The 14,982-nt window shown below is 71.9% G+C and carries 12 protein-coding genes and 1 pseudogene; 10 read left to right on the forward strand and 3 right to left on the reverse strand.

Going from position 1 to position 14,982, the window contains the following annotated elements; all coding sequences use genetic code 11:
- Positions 1 to 16: 16 nt before the first annotated feature.
- The gene (locus KUM44_RS02765; RefSeq protein WP_217205977.1) at positions 17 to 1,657 is read right to left on the reverse strand and encodes a thiamine pyrophosphate-binding protein; all 1,641 of its coding nucleotides are present in this window, start codon (positions 1,655 to 1,657) and stop codon (positions 17 to 19) included.
- Complete coding sequence (locus tag KUM44_RS02770) at positions 1,654 to 2,445, reverse strand: cyclase family protein (RefSeq protein ID WP_217205978.1); 792 nt, start codon at positions 2,443 to 2,445, stop codon at positions 1,654 to 1,656. The genes KUM44_RS02765 and KUM44_RS02770 overlap by 4 nt, the downstream gene beginning before the upstream one ends.
- Before the next feature lie 557 nt (positions 2,446 to 3,002).
- On the opposite strand from KUM44_RS02770, the gene KUM44_RS02775 reads away from it, so the two are divergent.
- From KUM44_RS02775 to KUM44_RS02790, 4 genes are all read left to right on the forward strand, one after another.
- Positions 3,003 to 4,604: a cellulase family glycosylhydrolase gene (locus KUM44_RS02775; RefSeq protein WP_217206056.1), complete on the forward strand. Its 1,602-nt coding sequence runs from the start codon at positions 3,003 to 3,005 to the stop codon at positions 4,602 to 4,604.
- Between the two features lie 173 nt (positions 4,605 to 4,777).
- The gene (locus KUM44_RS02780; RefSeq protein ID WP_217205980.1) at positions 4,778 to 5,821 is read left to right on the forward strand and encodes an ABC transporter substrate-binding protein; all 1,044 of its coding nucleotides are present in this window, start codon (positions 4,778 to 4,780) and stop codon (positions 5,819 to 5,821) included.
- 73 nt (positions 5,822 to 5,894) lie between these two features.
- Positions 5,895 to 6,899, forward strand: coding sequence for an iron ABC transporter permease (locus KUM44_RS02785; RefSeq protein WP_217205982.1), 1,005 nt, complete (start codon positions 5,895 to 5,897; stop codon positions 6,897 to 6,899).
- Positions 6,896 to 7,969: an iron chelate uptake ABC transporter family permease subunit gene (locus KUM44_RS02790; protein WP_217205984.1), complete on the forward strand. Its 1,074-nt coding sequence runs from the start codon at positions 6,896 to 6,898 to the stop codon at positions 7,967 to 7,969. The genes KUM44_RS02785 and KUM44_RS02790 overlap by 4 nt, the downstream gene beginning before the upstream one ends.
- 26 nt (positions 7,970 to 7,995) lie before the next feature.
- On the opposite strand, the gene KUM44_RS02795 is transcribed toward KUM44_RS02790, so the two are convergent.
- Entirely contained in the window at positions 7,996 to 8,394 is a 399-nt protein-coding gene (locus KUM44_RS02795) for an ACT domain-containing protein (RefSeq protein ID WP_217205985.1), read from the reverse strand.
- 107 nt (positions 8,395 to 8,501) lie between these two features.
- On the opposite strand from KUM44_RS02795, the gene KUM44_RS02800 reads away from it, so the two are divergent.
- The 6 genes and pseudogenes from KUM44_RS02800 to KUM44_RS02825 all read left to right on the forward strand — a co-directional run.
- Positions 8,502 to 8,756, forward strand: a complete 255-nt coding sequence (locus KUM44_RS02800; RefSeq protein ID WP_217205986.1) for an EF-hand domain-containing protein — start codon at positions 8,502 to 8,504, stop codon at positions 8,754 to 8,756.
- A 141-nt stretch (positions 8,757 to 8,897) separates the two neighbouring features.
- The gene (locus tag KUM44_RS02805) at positions 8,898 to 10,256 is read left to right on the forward strand and encodes an MFS transporter (RefSeq protein WP_217205987.1); all 1,359 of its coding nucleotides are present in this window, start codon (positions 8,898 to 8,900) and stop codon (positions 10,254 to 10,256) included.
- Positions 10,253 to 11,629, forward strand: a complete 1,377-nt coding sequence (locus KUM44_RS02810; RefSeq protein ID WP_217205988.1) for a S9 family peptidase — start codon at positions 10,253 to 10,255, stop codon at positions 11,627 to 11,629. The genes KUM44_RS02805 and KUM44_RS02810 overlap by 4 nt, the downstream gene beginning before the upstream one ends.
- A gap of 52 nt (positions 11,630 to 11,681) precedes the next feature.
- Positions 11,682 to 12,527, forward strand: a complete 846-nt coding sequence (locus KUM44_RS02815) for a PaaX family transcriptional regulator C-terminal domain-containing protein (RefSeq protein WP_308402462.1) — start codon at positions 11,682 to 11,684, stop codon at positions 12,525 to 12,527.
- A 193-nt stretch (positions 12,528 to 12,720) separates the two neighbouring features.
- Entirely contained in the window at positions 12,721 to 14,463 is a 1,743-nt protein-coding gene (locus KUM44_RS02820) for an enoyl-CoA hydratase-related protein (protein WP_217205990.1), read from the forward strand.
- Positions 14,460 to 14,869: pseudogene (locus KUM44_RS02825) on the forward strand (hydrogenase maturation protease); the annotation flags it as partial. The gene KUM44_RS02820 and the pseudogene KUM44_RS02825, both read left to right, overlap by 4 nt.
- Between the last annotated feature and the right edge of the window lie 113 nt (positions 14,870 to 14,982).

The raw sequence follows: 14,982 nt of genomic DNA on the forward strand, positions 1-14,982 counted from the left end.
CCCCTTCCTCGCCTGCTCAGTGGCCGCGGAACGCCTCCTCCAACCACCAGGACCCGTGATCGGCGACGACCTTGGCGTCGATGAGCAACGGCGCGGACCGCGGCCCGGCGACCCAGTCCGCCACGGCCTTCAGGTCGGCCGGCGTCCGCACGGTCACCGCCTCGAAGCCATGACCCCGCCCCACGGCGGCGATGTCCGTCGGCGGGAACCGCACCGTGTCGAGCGGGTGCCCGTCGGGACCGAAGTGGTGCACCTCGGCGCCGTAGGCCTCGTCGTCGTACACGACGACCACCATGGGCAGCCCGAGCCGTCGTACGGTGTCCAGCTCCACGGCGCTCATCAGCGCGCCGCCGTCGCCGAGCGCCGCGACGGGCAGCCGGTCCGGCCGGGCCAGCGCGGCGCCGATCGTGGTCGCGAGCCCCAGCCCGATCGACTGGAACGCCTGCGTGAAGCAGAAGCCCTGCTCGTCCGGCACCGACAGATACGCGCTCGGATAGCCCATGAAGTTCCCGGAGTCCACGCCGACCACCCGCTCCGCGGGCAGGATGTCGTCGAGCGCGATGCTCAGGGTCCTCGGGTCGATCCGCTCCCGTGTGCTCGTGTCCTCGTACGGCACGTCACGCAGGCGCAGGCGAGCCACGAGGGCCTCACCGATCCGCGCTGTCCGGTAGCCCTGCCGCCGCTCGCCACCCACCTCGGACGCCCGTCGTGCGGTGAGCCGGACGTCGCCGGTGACACCGAGGTGCACCGGCCGGTGGGCGCCGAGCGCGGACGGGTCGTCGTCGACCTGTACGACGGTGGCGTCGGCGCCGATCAGATGGCCGTGCCGCATGGTCCACATGTTGAGGGCGCAGCCCCAGCCGACGATCAGGTCCGCGCCCTGGATCAGTTCGGAGGCGAGGGGCGAGGCGAAGCCGCCGGAGATGTCGAGGGACCACGGGTTGCCGTGGAAGAGCCCGCGGGCGACGGCCGAGGTCGCGAGCAGGGCGCCGTAGTGCTCGGCCAGCGTCTCCAGGGCCTCGCGGCAGCCCGTCCCGCGCGCTCCGCGGCCGGCCACGAAGACGGGCCGTCGGGCCTGCCCGAGCAACCGGGACAGCGCGGCCACCTCGTCGGCGTCCGGTTCGACCGCGTCCCGCCGCCGCGGTGGCGCCGCCTGCTCCAGGGCGCCGTCGGGCACGTCCAGCGCCTGCACCGGCAGCGGGAGGTTGAGCAGCACCGTACGCCGCTCTCGCACCGCCAGTCCGACCGCCGCACACGCCTGCTGGACGGCTCCCTCCGCCGACGTGATCCGCACCGGAACCGCGCCCACGGCACGGGCCAACGCCTCTTGGTCGACGTGGAAGTTGGACCTGGGCTCGGTCACCTCGGCCGCGAGCACGACGAGCGGCGTACGGCTCTTGGCCGCCTCCGCGATCCCGGTCATGGCGTTCGTCAGGCCGGGCCCCTGGTGCACGCTCACCACCGCGACCGTGCCGCTGGTCCGGGCGTAGGCGTCGGCCATCGTCGCCGCGCCGCCCTCATGGCGGGTGGCGACGAACCGCGCCCCCGCCGCGACCATCGCGTTGGTGACGTGGAAGTTGCCCGATCCGACCACCCCGAAGACCTGGTCGACCCCGGCCGCGCACAGCGCCCGGCCGACCGCTTCCGCGACCTTCATGAGCGGCCCCGCTCCACCAGCGCGAGCACCCGGGCAGGGGCCCCGGAGCCGGTGACGATGGGCAGTGGTCCGGCGATGACGACGGAGCCGGTCGGCGGCAGCTCGGCGAGGTTCTGAAGCTGTGTCAGGCCGTACTTGTCACTGCCCATGAGGTAGGAGTGGCAGGGGTAGGCGGGCTCGAAGGAGTGCGCGCGCCCGGCGTCCGTGCCCACCGTCTCGACGCCGAGACCGATCACCGGCGCCTCCTCTGCCACCCAGCGGGCGCACTCCGCGGACAGACCGGGGGTGTGCGGACCGTTGTCGTCGGCGTTGAGGAAGGCCTGCTGATCGTGCGAGCGGGCGTCCCAGCCGGTGCGCAGCAGCAGCCAACCGCCGTCGGGCAGGGTGCCGTTCTCCGCTTCCCACGCCTTGACGTGGTCGACCTCGACCAGGAAGTCGGGATCCTTGGCGACCTCGGCGCTGAAGTCCAGCACCGCCGCCGGGGCGATCAGTTTCCTGGCCGGCACCGAGGCCACGTCGGTGAGGTCCTTGCCGGTGACCCAGTGGTTCGGGGCGTCGAAGTGGGTGCCGGTGTGCTCGCCGCTGCGGAAGTTGTTCCAGTACCAGGCAGGGCCCCGGTCGTCGTACCGGCTGATCTCCTCCAGCTCGAAGACCGCGCTCTGCCCGAACCGGGGCGGCAGTTGGATCACCGGTGTGGAGGACGACAGGGGCGAGGTCAGGTCGACGACTTCGATCGATCCACCTCGCAACGCGGACACCAGCGCGGCAAGGACGGACGGCTCGGACATGGACGCCTCCTCGAACGGACCGTGCTCGGACCGACAGCATCTCAGTCCTGCCCCCACCTCTTGACGCGTCAATGACAACAATGGCTTGATGTTCCATGGGAGCGCTCCCACCTCACCGGGGAAGGGAACACCATGCGCGGTACGCGTCCGCCTCCTCCGTCTCGGGCTGGACCGCGGCGGTCGTACCGGCGGACGGGGCCCGCCTCACTCAGGTCCGGAACGACACCCTCAGCACCGGCGCCGACGGCACCGCGACCGTCGCCGACGCCGACGCCGTATGGAACGGCATGTTCGCACCTAGGGGGTGTTTTGAAAGTCCCGCACAGCGCCCGCGGCGCCCGGCGGGCGCGGGCACCGCACGGGACCTTCAAAACACCCCCTGGCGCGAGCGCGAGCTTCGGATGCGTCGCCGATACCCCGGCGACGGCCGGCACCCCCGACGGCGACTGTCACACGCACGGCGCGCGCCGCGTCCTCCTGACGCACCGTCATCCTCTCTCACCCACGGAGCCGCCATGAGATCCAGCACCGGCATCACCTCACGAAGCGCCCCGCGCATGGCCGCGGTCGTAGCCGCCGTCCTGGGCCTGCTCGTCTCCCTGCTCTCCCTCGCCACGCCCGCCCAGGCGGCGGCCACCGGGCTGCACATCCACAACGGCCGCCTGCTGGAGGCGTCCGGGAACGACTTCGTGATGCGGGGCGTCAACCACGCCCACACCTGGTACCCGGGCGAGACCCAGTCGCTGGCCGATGTGAAGGCGCTCGGCGCCAACACCGTTCGCGTCGTCCTCTCCGACGGCCATCGCTGGACCAAGAACGGCGCGGAGGACGTGGCCGCCGTCATCGCCCGGTGCAAGGCCAACCGGCTGATCTGCGTGCTGGAGGTGCACGACACCACCGGGTACGGGGAGGAGGCCGCGGCCGGGACCCTCGACCACGCGGCCGACTACTGGATCGGCCTGAAGGACGTACTCGCCGGTGAAGAGGACTACGTCATCGTCAACATCGGCAACGAGCCCTGGGGCAACACCGACCCCGCCGGCTGGACCGACCCCACGATCGCGGCGGTGAAGAAGCTGCGCGACGCCGGTTTCGCCCACACGATCATGGTGGACGCGCCCAACTGGGGCCAGGACTGGCAGGGCGTCATGCGCGCCAACGCCCAGTCCGTCTACGACGCCGACCCCACCGGCAACCTGATCTTCTCGATCCACATGTACAGCGTCTATGACACCGCGCGGGAGATCACGGACTATCTGAACGCCTTCGTCAACGCCGGACTGCCGCTCCTCATCGGTGAGTTCGGGGGCCCGCCCGACCAGTACGGCGACCCGGACGAGGACACCATGACGGCCGCCGCCCAGCAGCTCCGACTCGGTTACCTGGCCTGGTCCTGGAGCGGCAACACCGACCCGGTCCTCGACCTGTCGACCGACTTCGACCCGACGCGGCTCAGCTCCTGGGGCCGGCGCATCTTCCACGGCGCGAACGGCATCGCCGCCACGTCCGAGGAGGCCGACGTCTATTCCTCCTCCGGCGGCGACACCACTCCCCCGACCGCGCCCGGGACACCGACCGCCTTCGCCATGACGTCCTCGTCCGTCACCCTGAACTGGGCCGCCGCCACCGACGCGAACGGCGTCACCGGCTACGACGTGGTCCGCGTCGGCGGCGGGGCCGAGACCGCGGCCACCACGACGACCGGCACATCCGCCACCGTCACCGGCCTCGCCCCGGAGACCTCGTACACCTTCGCGGTCTACGCGCGCGACGCCGCCGGCAACCGCTCGCAGCGCTCCGGCACCGCGACCGTGACCACGTCGCCGGGTGGATCGTCGGCTTCGTGCGGGGTCACCTATCGGGTGACGAACGAGTGGCCCGGCGGCTTCCAGGGCGAGATCGCCGTCCGTAACACCGGCAGCACGGCGATCAACGGCTGGACGCTGCGCTGGACCTTCCCGGACGGTCAGCGCGTCAGCAACCTGTGGGGCGGCACCGCGACGCAGAGCGGCGCCGACGTGAGCGTCGCCTCCGCGTCCTACACGGCGACGATCGCCCCGGCGGGCTCGGTCACCCTGGGCTTCACGGCCACGAAGGGCAGCACGAACCCGACCCCCGTGGCCTTCACGCTCAACGACTCGGCCTGCTCGTCGGCCTGACGTATGCCCACCTCCTCGGCGTCCTGGCAGGTCAGGGCGCCGAGGCAGCCGTATGTCCGCCCACAGGGCCGTGACAGGAACCACACAGACCCCGTGTACGAGGCAGGGAGAGGCTCTGGATAAGGTGAGGCTGGCCTAACGGTTGACCACTGTGCACCCCAAGGGAGCCTGTCATGCTTCACCGGCGCCGCGGCACTGCCGCTGTCGCTCTTGCCGTCGCCGCCGCACTGTCCCTCGCGGCCTGCGGCAGCTCCGACGACGGCGCGGACAACGCGGGTTCCGCGGCCGGAGCGGGCGGCAAGAAGGACGTGGCCAAGGGCGGCAAGGACTTCGCGTCCGCCGCGAAGAAGACCGCGGAGATGGGCACGGATGCCAAGCCGGGCCAGTGGCCGCGCACCATCGAGCACGCCATGGGCGAGACCGTCCTGAAGTCCCAGCCCAAGCGTGTCGTGGTCCTGGACGTCGGCGAGCTCGACAACGTCGTCTCGCTCGGCATCGAGCCGGTCGGTCTCGCCCCCACCGAGGGCTCGCCCGAACTGCCTTCGTATCTGAAGAAGGACGCCGGCACCCCGGAGAACGTCGGCACCATCAACAACCTCAACCTGGAGGCGATCGCCGGCCTCAAGCCGGACCTGATCCTCGGCAGCCAGCTGCGTGCCGCGGACAAGTACGACGAGCTGTCGCAGATCGCACCCACGGTCTTCTCCATCCGCCCGGGCTTCACGTGGAAGGAGAACTACCTCCTCAACGCCGCGGCCCTGGACAAGACCGCCGAGGCCAAGGCGAAGCTCGCCGCGTACGACAAGAAGGTCGACGCACTCGACGCCAAGCTCGGCGCGGACAAGCCGACCGTGTCGATGGTGCGTTACCTGCCGGACGGAGTGATCCGGCTGTACGCGAACGCCTCGTTCATCGGCACCATCCTCAAGGACGCCGGCATCCCGCGCCCGAAGAACCAGGACATCGAGGACCTGGCCGCCGAGGTCAGCGCCGAGAACATCGACCAGGCCGACGCCGACTACATCTTCACCGGCGTGTACGGCGACGCGAAGGCCACCGACAAGTCCCGCGCGCAGGGCAACCCGCTGTGGAAGAACCTGAAGGCGGTCAAGGCCGGGCACGCGTACGACGTTCCGGACGAGACCTGGTACCTGGGTCTGGGCGTCACCGCGGCCGACGAGGTCCTCGGGGACCTGGAGAAGTACCTCACCAAATAGGCCCGCGCGTAAGCAGGCAAGAGAACCGGCAAGCAAGCGAAACAGCAGCAAGCGAAACAGCAGAAGGAACCGCATGTCCCGTGCCACCCGGCGCCGTGTCGCCTGGACGGTCGCGGGCGTGCTCCTGCTGCTCCTCGCCGTCCTGCTGAGCCTCGCCCTCGGCAGCCGGCAGATTCCCCCGGCCCAGGTGTTCGACGCCCTGCTGCACGGCGGCGACGGCGACGACGCGCAGGTCGTGCGCGCGCTGCGCGTTCCCCGCACGGTCATTGGCGTGCTGGTCGGACTCGCCCTAGCGGTCGCCGGGGTGGTCATGCAGGGCATCACCCGCAACCCGATCGCCGAGCCCGGCGTCCTCGGCGTCAGCCAGGGCGCCTCGCTGGGGGTCGTGTGCGCCATCGCGTTCCTCGGGGTGCACTCGCCCGCCGGCTACGTCTGGTTCGCGTTCGCCGGGGCGGGGCTCGCGGCCGTGGCCGCCTACGCGGTGGCGGGCAGCGGTCGCGGCGGCGCCTCGCCGGTCAAACTGGCGCTGGCCGGGGCCGCGATGAACGCGTTCATCGCCTCCGTGGTCTCCGCGATCGTCACGACCGACGCCCGTGCCCTGGACGAGTTCCGGTTCTGGGACGTCGGCTCGATCGCCGGCCGGGACGGCGAAGTAGTCACGCAGACCTGGCCGTTCGTCCTGGTGGGGCTGTTGCTGGTCGCTGTCGTGGCGCGGGGTCTGGACGCGCTGGCTCTCGGCGACGACGTGGCCAGGGGGCTCGGTCACCGGGTCGCGCTGCTGCGGGCCGTCGGCGCGCTCGCCGCGACCGTGCTGACCGGGGTCGCCGTCGCGGTCGCCGGTCCGATCGCGTTCACCGGCCTGGCCGTTCCGCACATCGCGCGGGCGCTGGTGGGGGCCGGCCACCGGTGGGTGCTCACCCTGTCCGCGCTGCTGGGTCCCGTGGTGATCCTGGTGTCGGACGTGCTCGGCCGGGTCCTCTTCGCGCCCTCGGAAGTGCCGGTGGCCGTGATGACCGCGCTGCTCGGCGTGCCGTTCCTGGTCGCGCTGGTACGGAGGAAGGCGACGGTGCCGGCATGACCCAGCCCCTGGAGCGGACCGCCCCGGCACCACGGCGTCTTCGCCCGTCCGGCTACACCGTCGTCCGCGTGCGGGACGGCAGCTTCCTGCTGCACCGCCGGGCATGTGCCGTGGCGGTCCTGCTGGCCGCCCTGCTCGCGGCGACGGTCGTGGTCTCCCTGTGCGTCGGCGAGTCGTACGTCTCCCCCACGGAGGTCGTGCGCGTCCTGCTCGGGCAGCCGAGCCCCGACGAGCTGGTCGTCGGCACGCTGCGTCTCCCCCGGCTGGTGACGGGGCTGCTGGTCGGCGCCGCGTTCGGGGCCTCCGGCGCGCTGGTCCAGACCGTCGCCCGCAACTCCCTCGCCAGTCCGGACGTCATCGGCGTCACGCACGGCGCGGGCGCGGCGACGGTGACCGCGATGACCTTCGGGGTCACCTCGTACAGCCTCCTGCCGTACGTCTCGGTCGTGGGCGGGCTCGCGGCCGCCGCGCTCGTCTACGCCTTCGCCTGGCGGGGCGGGCTGCATGCCACGCGCTTCGTCCTCGTCGGGATCGGTGTCTCGATCGCACTCGGCTCGCTGACCCGGCTCTTCCTCACCAAGGGCGACTATCTGGTGGCCCAGCAGGCCAAGGTGTGGCTGACGGGTTCGCTCAACGGCCGGGGTTACGACCAGGCCGCGCCGCTCGCGCTGGTCCTCGCGGCCCTGGTCCCGGCGCTGCTGTGGGCGGCGTACGCGCAGCGCATGGTGTCCCTCGACGACAGTACGGCGACCGCGCTGGGTGTGCGGCTCGGCCCGGTACGGCTGGGTCTCACCGCGCTCGGCGTGGTGCTGGCGTCGGTGGCGACCGGCGCGGCGGGCCCGGTCGACTTCGTGGCGCTGCTCGCCCCGCAGATCGCCCACCGGCTGACCCGTACCGCGCAGATCCCGCTGCTCTGCTCCGCCCTGACCGGCGCCGCGATCGTCGTCGTCGCGGACCTGCTGGCCCGCAGGCTGTTCTCCCCGGTCGAGCTGCCGGTGGGTGTCCTCACGGCGGCGGTCGGCGCGCCGTATCTGATGTGGCTGATCGCCCGCACCCGCCTTCGTCGTTGACCCCGCGCCGCCCCGGTCAGGTTCCCTCAGCTCGAACGCCGGGCCAGGTCCTCCAGGGCGGCGACGGCCCGGTCGGCGTGCTCGTGCGGCACGAAGAGGTGGTCGTGGTGGTAGCCGGCCACCACGTTGCAGCTCAGACCGGCCTCGGCGAGTTCCCGGGAGAACGCCGCGGTCAGGCCCACGGCGTCGAGTGCGGAGACGATACGCAGGGTGATCCACCCGGCGACATAGTCGTACGCCAGCCCGGCCGCGTCCGCCTCCTCCTGGCGCACCACGAGGGTCAGGCCCTCCGGTTCGGCGACCGTGGCGACGGGGGTGACGCCCGCGGGCACACTCCCCTCGACCGTGGTGAAGACATAGCGGCCCGGATTCAGCTCCGGACGGATTCCGCTCAGCAATGTGCTCAGGTCACTCTCACCGGCCATGAGCCACACACTACGGCGGAGGGAACCCGAGGGCCCGCGCAGGCGTCCTCCTCAGGTGACGGGGGTGCGTCGGCTCGTCCGCCGACGACAGGAACGAGGATGACACGATGAGTGACAAGGCCCGCAAGCTGTTCGAGGCGCTCGACCTCGACGAGAACGGGACCCTGACCCGCGCGGAGGTGATCATCGCGCTGCGGACGAAGGGGCCGTCTCTGGCCGCGTCGGGAGACCTGCCGTTCTGGGGCCTGGGAGACGAGGACGCCTCCTCCGCGCTGTTCGACGCGGCCGACCAGAACGGCGACGAGGTGCTGACCCTGGAGGAGTTCGCGGCGGTGGTGGACCGCCGCTTCGGCTGGCGGTGACACCGTCCTGACGCCTGCCGGGTAGACCAACCGCTTCAGCCTCCTTCAATGGAGCACGGTCTAATGTTGTGCACTTTCTTGACGGCGGTCAGCTTGAAGCCTACCTTCGCGGTGTCCTTCCCCCGGTCAAGGGAGACCGCGATGCCCCCGTCCCCCGTCGCATCACCGTCACCGGCCAGCCCCGAAAGCACCCGGCAACTCCGCCGGGTGGCGCTCTCCGGGCTGCTCGGTACCGCCGTGGAGTTCTACGACTTCCTCGTCTACGGCACCGTCGCCGCCCTCGTCTTCGGCGAGCTGTTCTTCCCCGGCGCCGACCCGGCCGTCGGCACGATCGCCGCGTTCGGCACCTTCGCCGCCGGCTATGTCGCCCGCCCGCTCGGCGGCATCGTCTTCGGGCACTTCGGCGACCGGCTCGGCCGCAAGTCGATGCTGCTGCTCACCATGGGACTGATGGGCGGCGCCAGCTTCCTGATCGGCCTGCTGCCCACGTACGACACGATCGGCGTCTGGGCGCCGGTCCTGCTGATCACGCTGCGCGTCGTCCAGGGCCTCGCCATCGGAGGTGAGTGGGGCGGCGCCACCCTGATGGTCGTCGAGCACGCCGGCGAGCGGCGCCGCGGCCTGTGGTCGAGCTTCACGCAGATGGGAGCACCGCTCGGCTCCCTGCTCTCCTCGCTGGTCGTCACTCTCGTGGTCGCCATGCCCCGGGACCAGTTCGCGGCCTGGGGCTGGCGTGTGCCGTTCCTGCTGAGCGTGGTGCTGCTCGGCGTCGGCCTGTTCGTCCGGCTGAAGGTCGTCGAGAGCCCGCTGTTCGCCGAGGTGAAGAAGGACCGCGCCGAGGCCCGGCTGCCCATCGTCGACGTGCTGCGCAGTCCCCGTCCGCTGCTGCTGGCCTGCTGTGTCGGCATCGGCGCCTTCACCGCCCAGTCCCTGCTGACCAGTTACCTCATCGCGTACGCCACCGGCATCGGCTACGCCCGCCCGCAGGTGCTCACCGCGCTCACCGTCTCCGCCTGTGCCGCCCTGGTCGTGCTGCCCTGCGCCTCCGCGCTCTCCGACCGCGTCGGCCGCCGCCCGGTCGTCCTCGCCGGAGCCGTCACCTCGGCCGCGCTCGCGTTCCCCGTGCTCGCCCTGGTCGACTCCAGGTCTCCGGGACTGCTCATCCTCGCGGTCGTCCTCGGCCACGGCATCGCCCAGTCCGTGATGTACGGCCCCCTGGGCGCGCTGCTCACCGAGATGTTCGGCACCCGGGTCCGCTACACCGGCGCCTCCCTCGGCTACCAGGGCGCCACTCTCATCGGCGCCGGCTTCTCCCCCATGATCGCCGGAAGCCTGGTGGCCGGCAGCGGCAACGGCACCCCCGTCGCCCTGCTGATCTGCGGAGGCTCCCTCATCACCGCGCTGACCGTCTGGTTCGTGCGCGAGACCAGCCGTACGTCCCTCTCCGGCTCCACGACCGAACCCGCCGAGGCCCCCCACACGCAGGAGATCACCGCATGAGAAACGGGTCCCGCACCACCCTCGCCGCGGCGCTGCTGCTCGCCGTCACCGCGCTCCCCACCTCGGCCGCCGCCGCCCCCGGGGCCACCCACGTCGACGGCCAACTCCCCTCGGGCGCCACGTACTTGATGGATGTGCCCGCAGGCTGGAACGGCACCGTCCTGGTCTTCAGCCACGGCTACACGCCCGGCCCGGCCAACCCCGCCCAGAACGCCCCGGACGACGCCACGAAGGCCCTGCTCCTCCAGCGGGGCTACGCCCTCATCGGCTCCTCCTACGCCACCACCGGCTGGGCCGTGACGGACGCGGTCCCCGACCAGCTCGCCACCCTCTCCGTCTTCACCGACCGCTTCGGGGCACCCTCCCGGACCATCGCCTGGGGACGGTCGTACGGCGGTCTGGTCACGACCGCGATCGCCGAGCGGCACCCCGAGCGCATCGACGGCTCGCTCTCCCTGTGCGGTCTGGTCCACGGCGGTGTCGCCAACTGGAACAACACCCTCGACCCGGTCTTCGCCCTCAAGACGCTCCTCGCGCCCGGCTCCGCGATCCCCCTGGTGAACCTCCCCGACCAGCAGACGGCCGCCGACGCGGCGAACGCTCTGACGGCCGCGGTCGACTCGGCGCAATCGACGCCGGCCGGGCGGGCCCGGATCGCCCTGGCCGCCGCCCTGCACAACATCCCGGGCTGGAACGATCCGGCACAGCCGCGGCCCGCCCCGACGGACTGGGACGCACAGCAGGCGAACCAGTACACGGCCGTCAAGGGTCTGGTGAAGTTCCCCGCCTTCAGCTGGCGGCAGGAGGCCGAGACCCGGGCGGGCGGCAACATGTCCTGGAACACCGGCGTCGACCACGCACGGCTGCTCGGCAAGTCCTCCGTCCGCAAGGAGGTCACCGAGCTGTACAAGAAGGCCGGCCTGTCCCTGCGCGCCGACCTCGCCACCCTCAACCGCGCCCCGCGCATCGGAGCCGACCCGGACGCCGTGGCCCGGATGAGCCGCACCAGCTCCTTCACCGGCAAACTGACCAAGCCGCAGCTCTCCGTCCACACCATCGGCGACGCCCTCGTCCCCGTGCAGACGGAGAGCGCCCTGAAGCGGGCCGTCACCAGCGCCGGGTCGGCGTCCCTGCTGCGGCAGGCGTACACGGACAACGCCGGGCACTGCACCTTCAGCCCCGCCGAACAGCTCTCGGCCCTGCACACCCTGGAGGACCGCCTCACCGCCGGCAAGTGGGTCGGAACCGATCCTGACTCCCTCAACTCCCGTGCCACAAAGGCCGATCCGACGACACCCACGCGCTATGTGCCGTACCGCCCCGCCCCGTATCCGCGTCCGTACGACCTTGCCCACCCCGCCGACGGCCGCTGAAGCCGTACGACCGCCCGCCGCACGGTCGGGGGGCGGTCGTACGCTGTGCTCCGTGGAGGACGACGACATCCTGGACGGTCAGGGCAGCTCAGAGGGGCCGCAGCAGCGCCCGCAGTCGCTCATGCTGACGTTCTTCGGCAACCACGTGCTGGACGAGGGCGACCTGTGCGTCTACTCGGGCAGCATCATCGACGTGCTCGGCCGGGTGGGGGTCGGTGAGCAGGCCGTGCGCTCGACCCTCACCCGGATGGTCAACCGCGGTCTGCTGCGGCGCCGGCGCGAGGGCCGCAAGATGTTCTTCGGCCTCACCCCGCAGGCGACCCGCGTCCTGGAGGACGGCCGCGTCCGCATCTGGCAGCAGGGCGCGGTCAACGACGACTGGGACGGCTCCTGGACCCTGCTCGGGTTCTCCCTGCCCGACTCCTGGAAACGCCAGCGCCACGACCTGCGCTCCCGGCTCACCTGGTCCGGGTTCGGGGCGCTGTACAGCGGGCTGTGGATCGCGCCCGGGAGGGTCGACGTCGCCGCCGTGGTCGCGGAGCTGGGTCTGACCGACCATGTCAAGATCTTCCACGCCCAGGCGGACGACGCCACCGACATCGCGCGGATGATCCATGGCGCCTGGGACCTGGAGAGCATCGCCGCGCGCTACGTCACCTTCGACAAGCGATGGACGGCCCATCTGGACGCCGGATCGGGCGACGACCCGATCGGGACCCGGCTGCGGCTGGTCAGCGAATGGCTCTGGACCATCCGCACGGACCCACGGCTCCCCGCCCGGCACCTTCCCTCCGACTGGCCGGCCCGCCCCGCCCAGGAGACGTTCCGCCGCGTCGCCGCACACACCGAACGGCCCGCACGGCTGATGGCGCGGGAGCTGCTGGAGACGACACGTTGAGGTAGTCAGCGGCCTGGACGCTGCCGCCCCTTCCTGCACCGCGCCGGGCTTACCGCCGCCCCGAACGGCGCCGAGGAAGCGCCGGTTTCCTGATCAAGTGTCACTCAGCGGGCGGAAGGAACACGACGACGGCCCGCGAAACGCCGCCCGTGGTCCTTCTCGGCCCTCCTCCGACCGGCGAACATGCGATGTCATGGACATCTTGCTCGTCGCCAGCGCGTTCAACAGCCTGTCCCAGCGGCTGTACGCCGAACTGTCGGACCTCGGGCACGGGGTGGACGTCGTCCTCGCCTCGCACGGCCCCGACGCGGTCCGGGCCGCCGTACGCGAGGCGCGTCCGGAACTGGTCGTCGCTCCGATGCTGAAGACGGCGTTGCCGGAGGACGTGTGGCAGGAGCACACCTGCCTGGTCGTGCATCCGGGGCCACCCGGTGACCGCGGCCCGTCCTCCCTGGACTGGGCGATCACCGAGAAGGCGCCTGCCTGGGGTGTGACGGTGCTTCAGGCCCAGGCGGCGATGGACGCGGGCGACGTGTGGGCCGAGGGGACCTTCCCGGTGGTGCCGGTCGGCAAGAGCGACCTGTACCGCAACGAGGTCTCCGACGCCGCCACGGCCGCCGTACTGCTGGCCGTGCGGCGGTTCGCCGACGGATCGTTCAAGCCGAAGCCGCAGAGCGACCCCGCGATCCCCGTGGTGTGGCGCGACCTCGTCCGCCAGGAGCAACGCCGGATCGACTGGGAGAACGACAGCACGGCCACGGTGCTGCGCAAGCTCCGCGGCGCCGACTCGCAGCCGGGGGTGCTGGACGAGATCTGCGGCCAGGAGGTGTACCTGCACGGCGGTCATCCCGAGGACCTGCTGCACGGGCACCCCGGCGAGTTGCTCGCCACGCGGTCCGGCGCGGTCTGCCGGGCCACCCGGGACGGCGCCGTGTGGATCCCGGAACTGCGACCCCGCAAGAACTCCGGCGACCCGGCCCCGTTCCGCCGCCCCGCGGCCTCGGTGCTCGCCACGTTCCCGGCTCCGCCCGGCACCCGCGGCGTGCCGGGTTCGAGCGACCGCCCGCACTGGCTGCCGGAGATCGCCGCCTCGCTCAGCCTGCCCCCCGGCCGCACCACCTGGAGCGACATCCGCTACCGGCAGCAGGGTGACGTCGGCTTCCTGACCTTCTCGTTCCCCGGCGGGGCGATGAGCACCAACCACTGCCGCAGGATGCTCGCCGCCTACCGGTACGCGCTCACCCGCCCCACCTCGGTGCTGGTGCTCGGCGGCGCCCGCGACTTCTTCTCCAACGGCATCCATCTCAACGTCATCGAGGCGTCGGGCGATCCGGCGGGCGAGTCCTGGTCCAATCTCAACGCCATGAACGACCTGGTCGAGGCGGTGCTGCGCACCACCGACAGGCTGGTGGTCGCGGCCCTCGGCGGCAACGCGGCGGCCGGCGGCGTCATGCTCGCGCTTGCCGCCGACGAGGTCTGGTGCCGCACGGGCAGCGTCCTCAACGCGCACTATCGGCGCATGGGCCTGTTCGGGTCGGAGTACTGGACCTACTCGCTGCCGCGCCGCGTGGGCGCCGAGACGGCCGAGCGGCTGACGACCGAGGCGCTGCCGATGAGCGCCGCGACCGCCCAGCGGATCGGGCTGGTGGACCGTCTGGTGCCGGTTCCGGCCCAGAGGTTCGCCACCGAGGTAGAGCGTCTGATTGCCGACGTGGCCCAAGACCCGCACCTCACACGCCGTATCACCGCCAAGGCCACCGCACGTCACGCGGACGAGCTCCAGCGGCCCCTCGCCGAGTACCGGCGGGACGAACTCACCCGTATGCGCGCCGCCTTCTTCGACCCGCGCGCCCCGTACCACGCCCTGCGCTCGGCGTTCGTCCGCAAGCAGCCGAGCGACTCGGCGAACCCGCTGGCCACCGGGGGTGCGTGTTGAGTGCGCGGCTGCTGGTGGCGGGCGTCGGCAACATCTTCCTCGCGGACGACGCCTTCGGCCCCGGGGTGATCCGCGCCCCGGACCGCCGCCCGCTGCCGGCCGAGGTGCGGGTGCGGGACTTCGGCATCCGCGGGATGGACCTCGCGTACGAACTGCTCGACGGCTACGACACGGTCGTCCTGGTCGACGCGGCGGTGCGGGGCCACCGTGCCGGCACCCTGTCGCTGATCGAGCCGGACCTCCCCGTCGGCACCGCGGGAGCCGCCCCGCCGGAGGCCCACGCATCAGCGCGAGAGTGCGGGACGCGGTCGAGCGGGCCGTCGCGGCCCTGCACGCCATGGTTCCCGTGCTGCTCACCGACCCGAGGGCCACGCCTCTGTTGAGCCGCCCGGAGGAATCCACGAACCCGTCCGAGGAGTCCCCGCACCCGTCCGCGGCCGTCTCCCGCGCCTCGTGGCCGAGGGCGCCGAGGATCGGTGGCGGCCCGACACCCCGATGCCCGCTGGGAGCATCGCCCAT

This window comes from Streptomyces sp. AC550_RSS872, assembly GCF_019049285.1.
Lineage (GTDB): Bacteria > Actinomycetota > Actinomycetes > Streptomycetales > Streptomycetaceae > Streptomyces.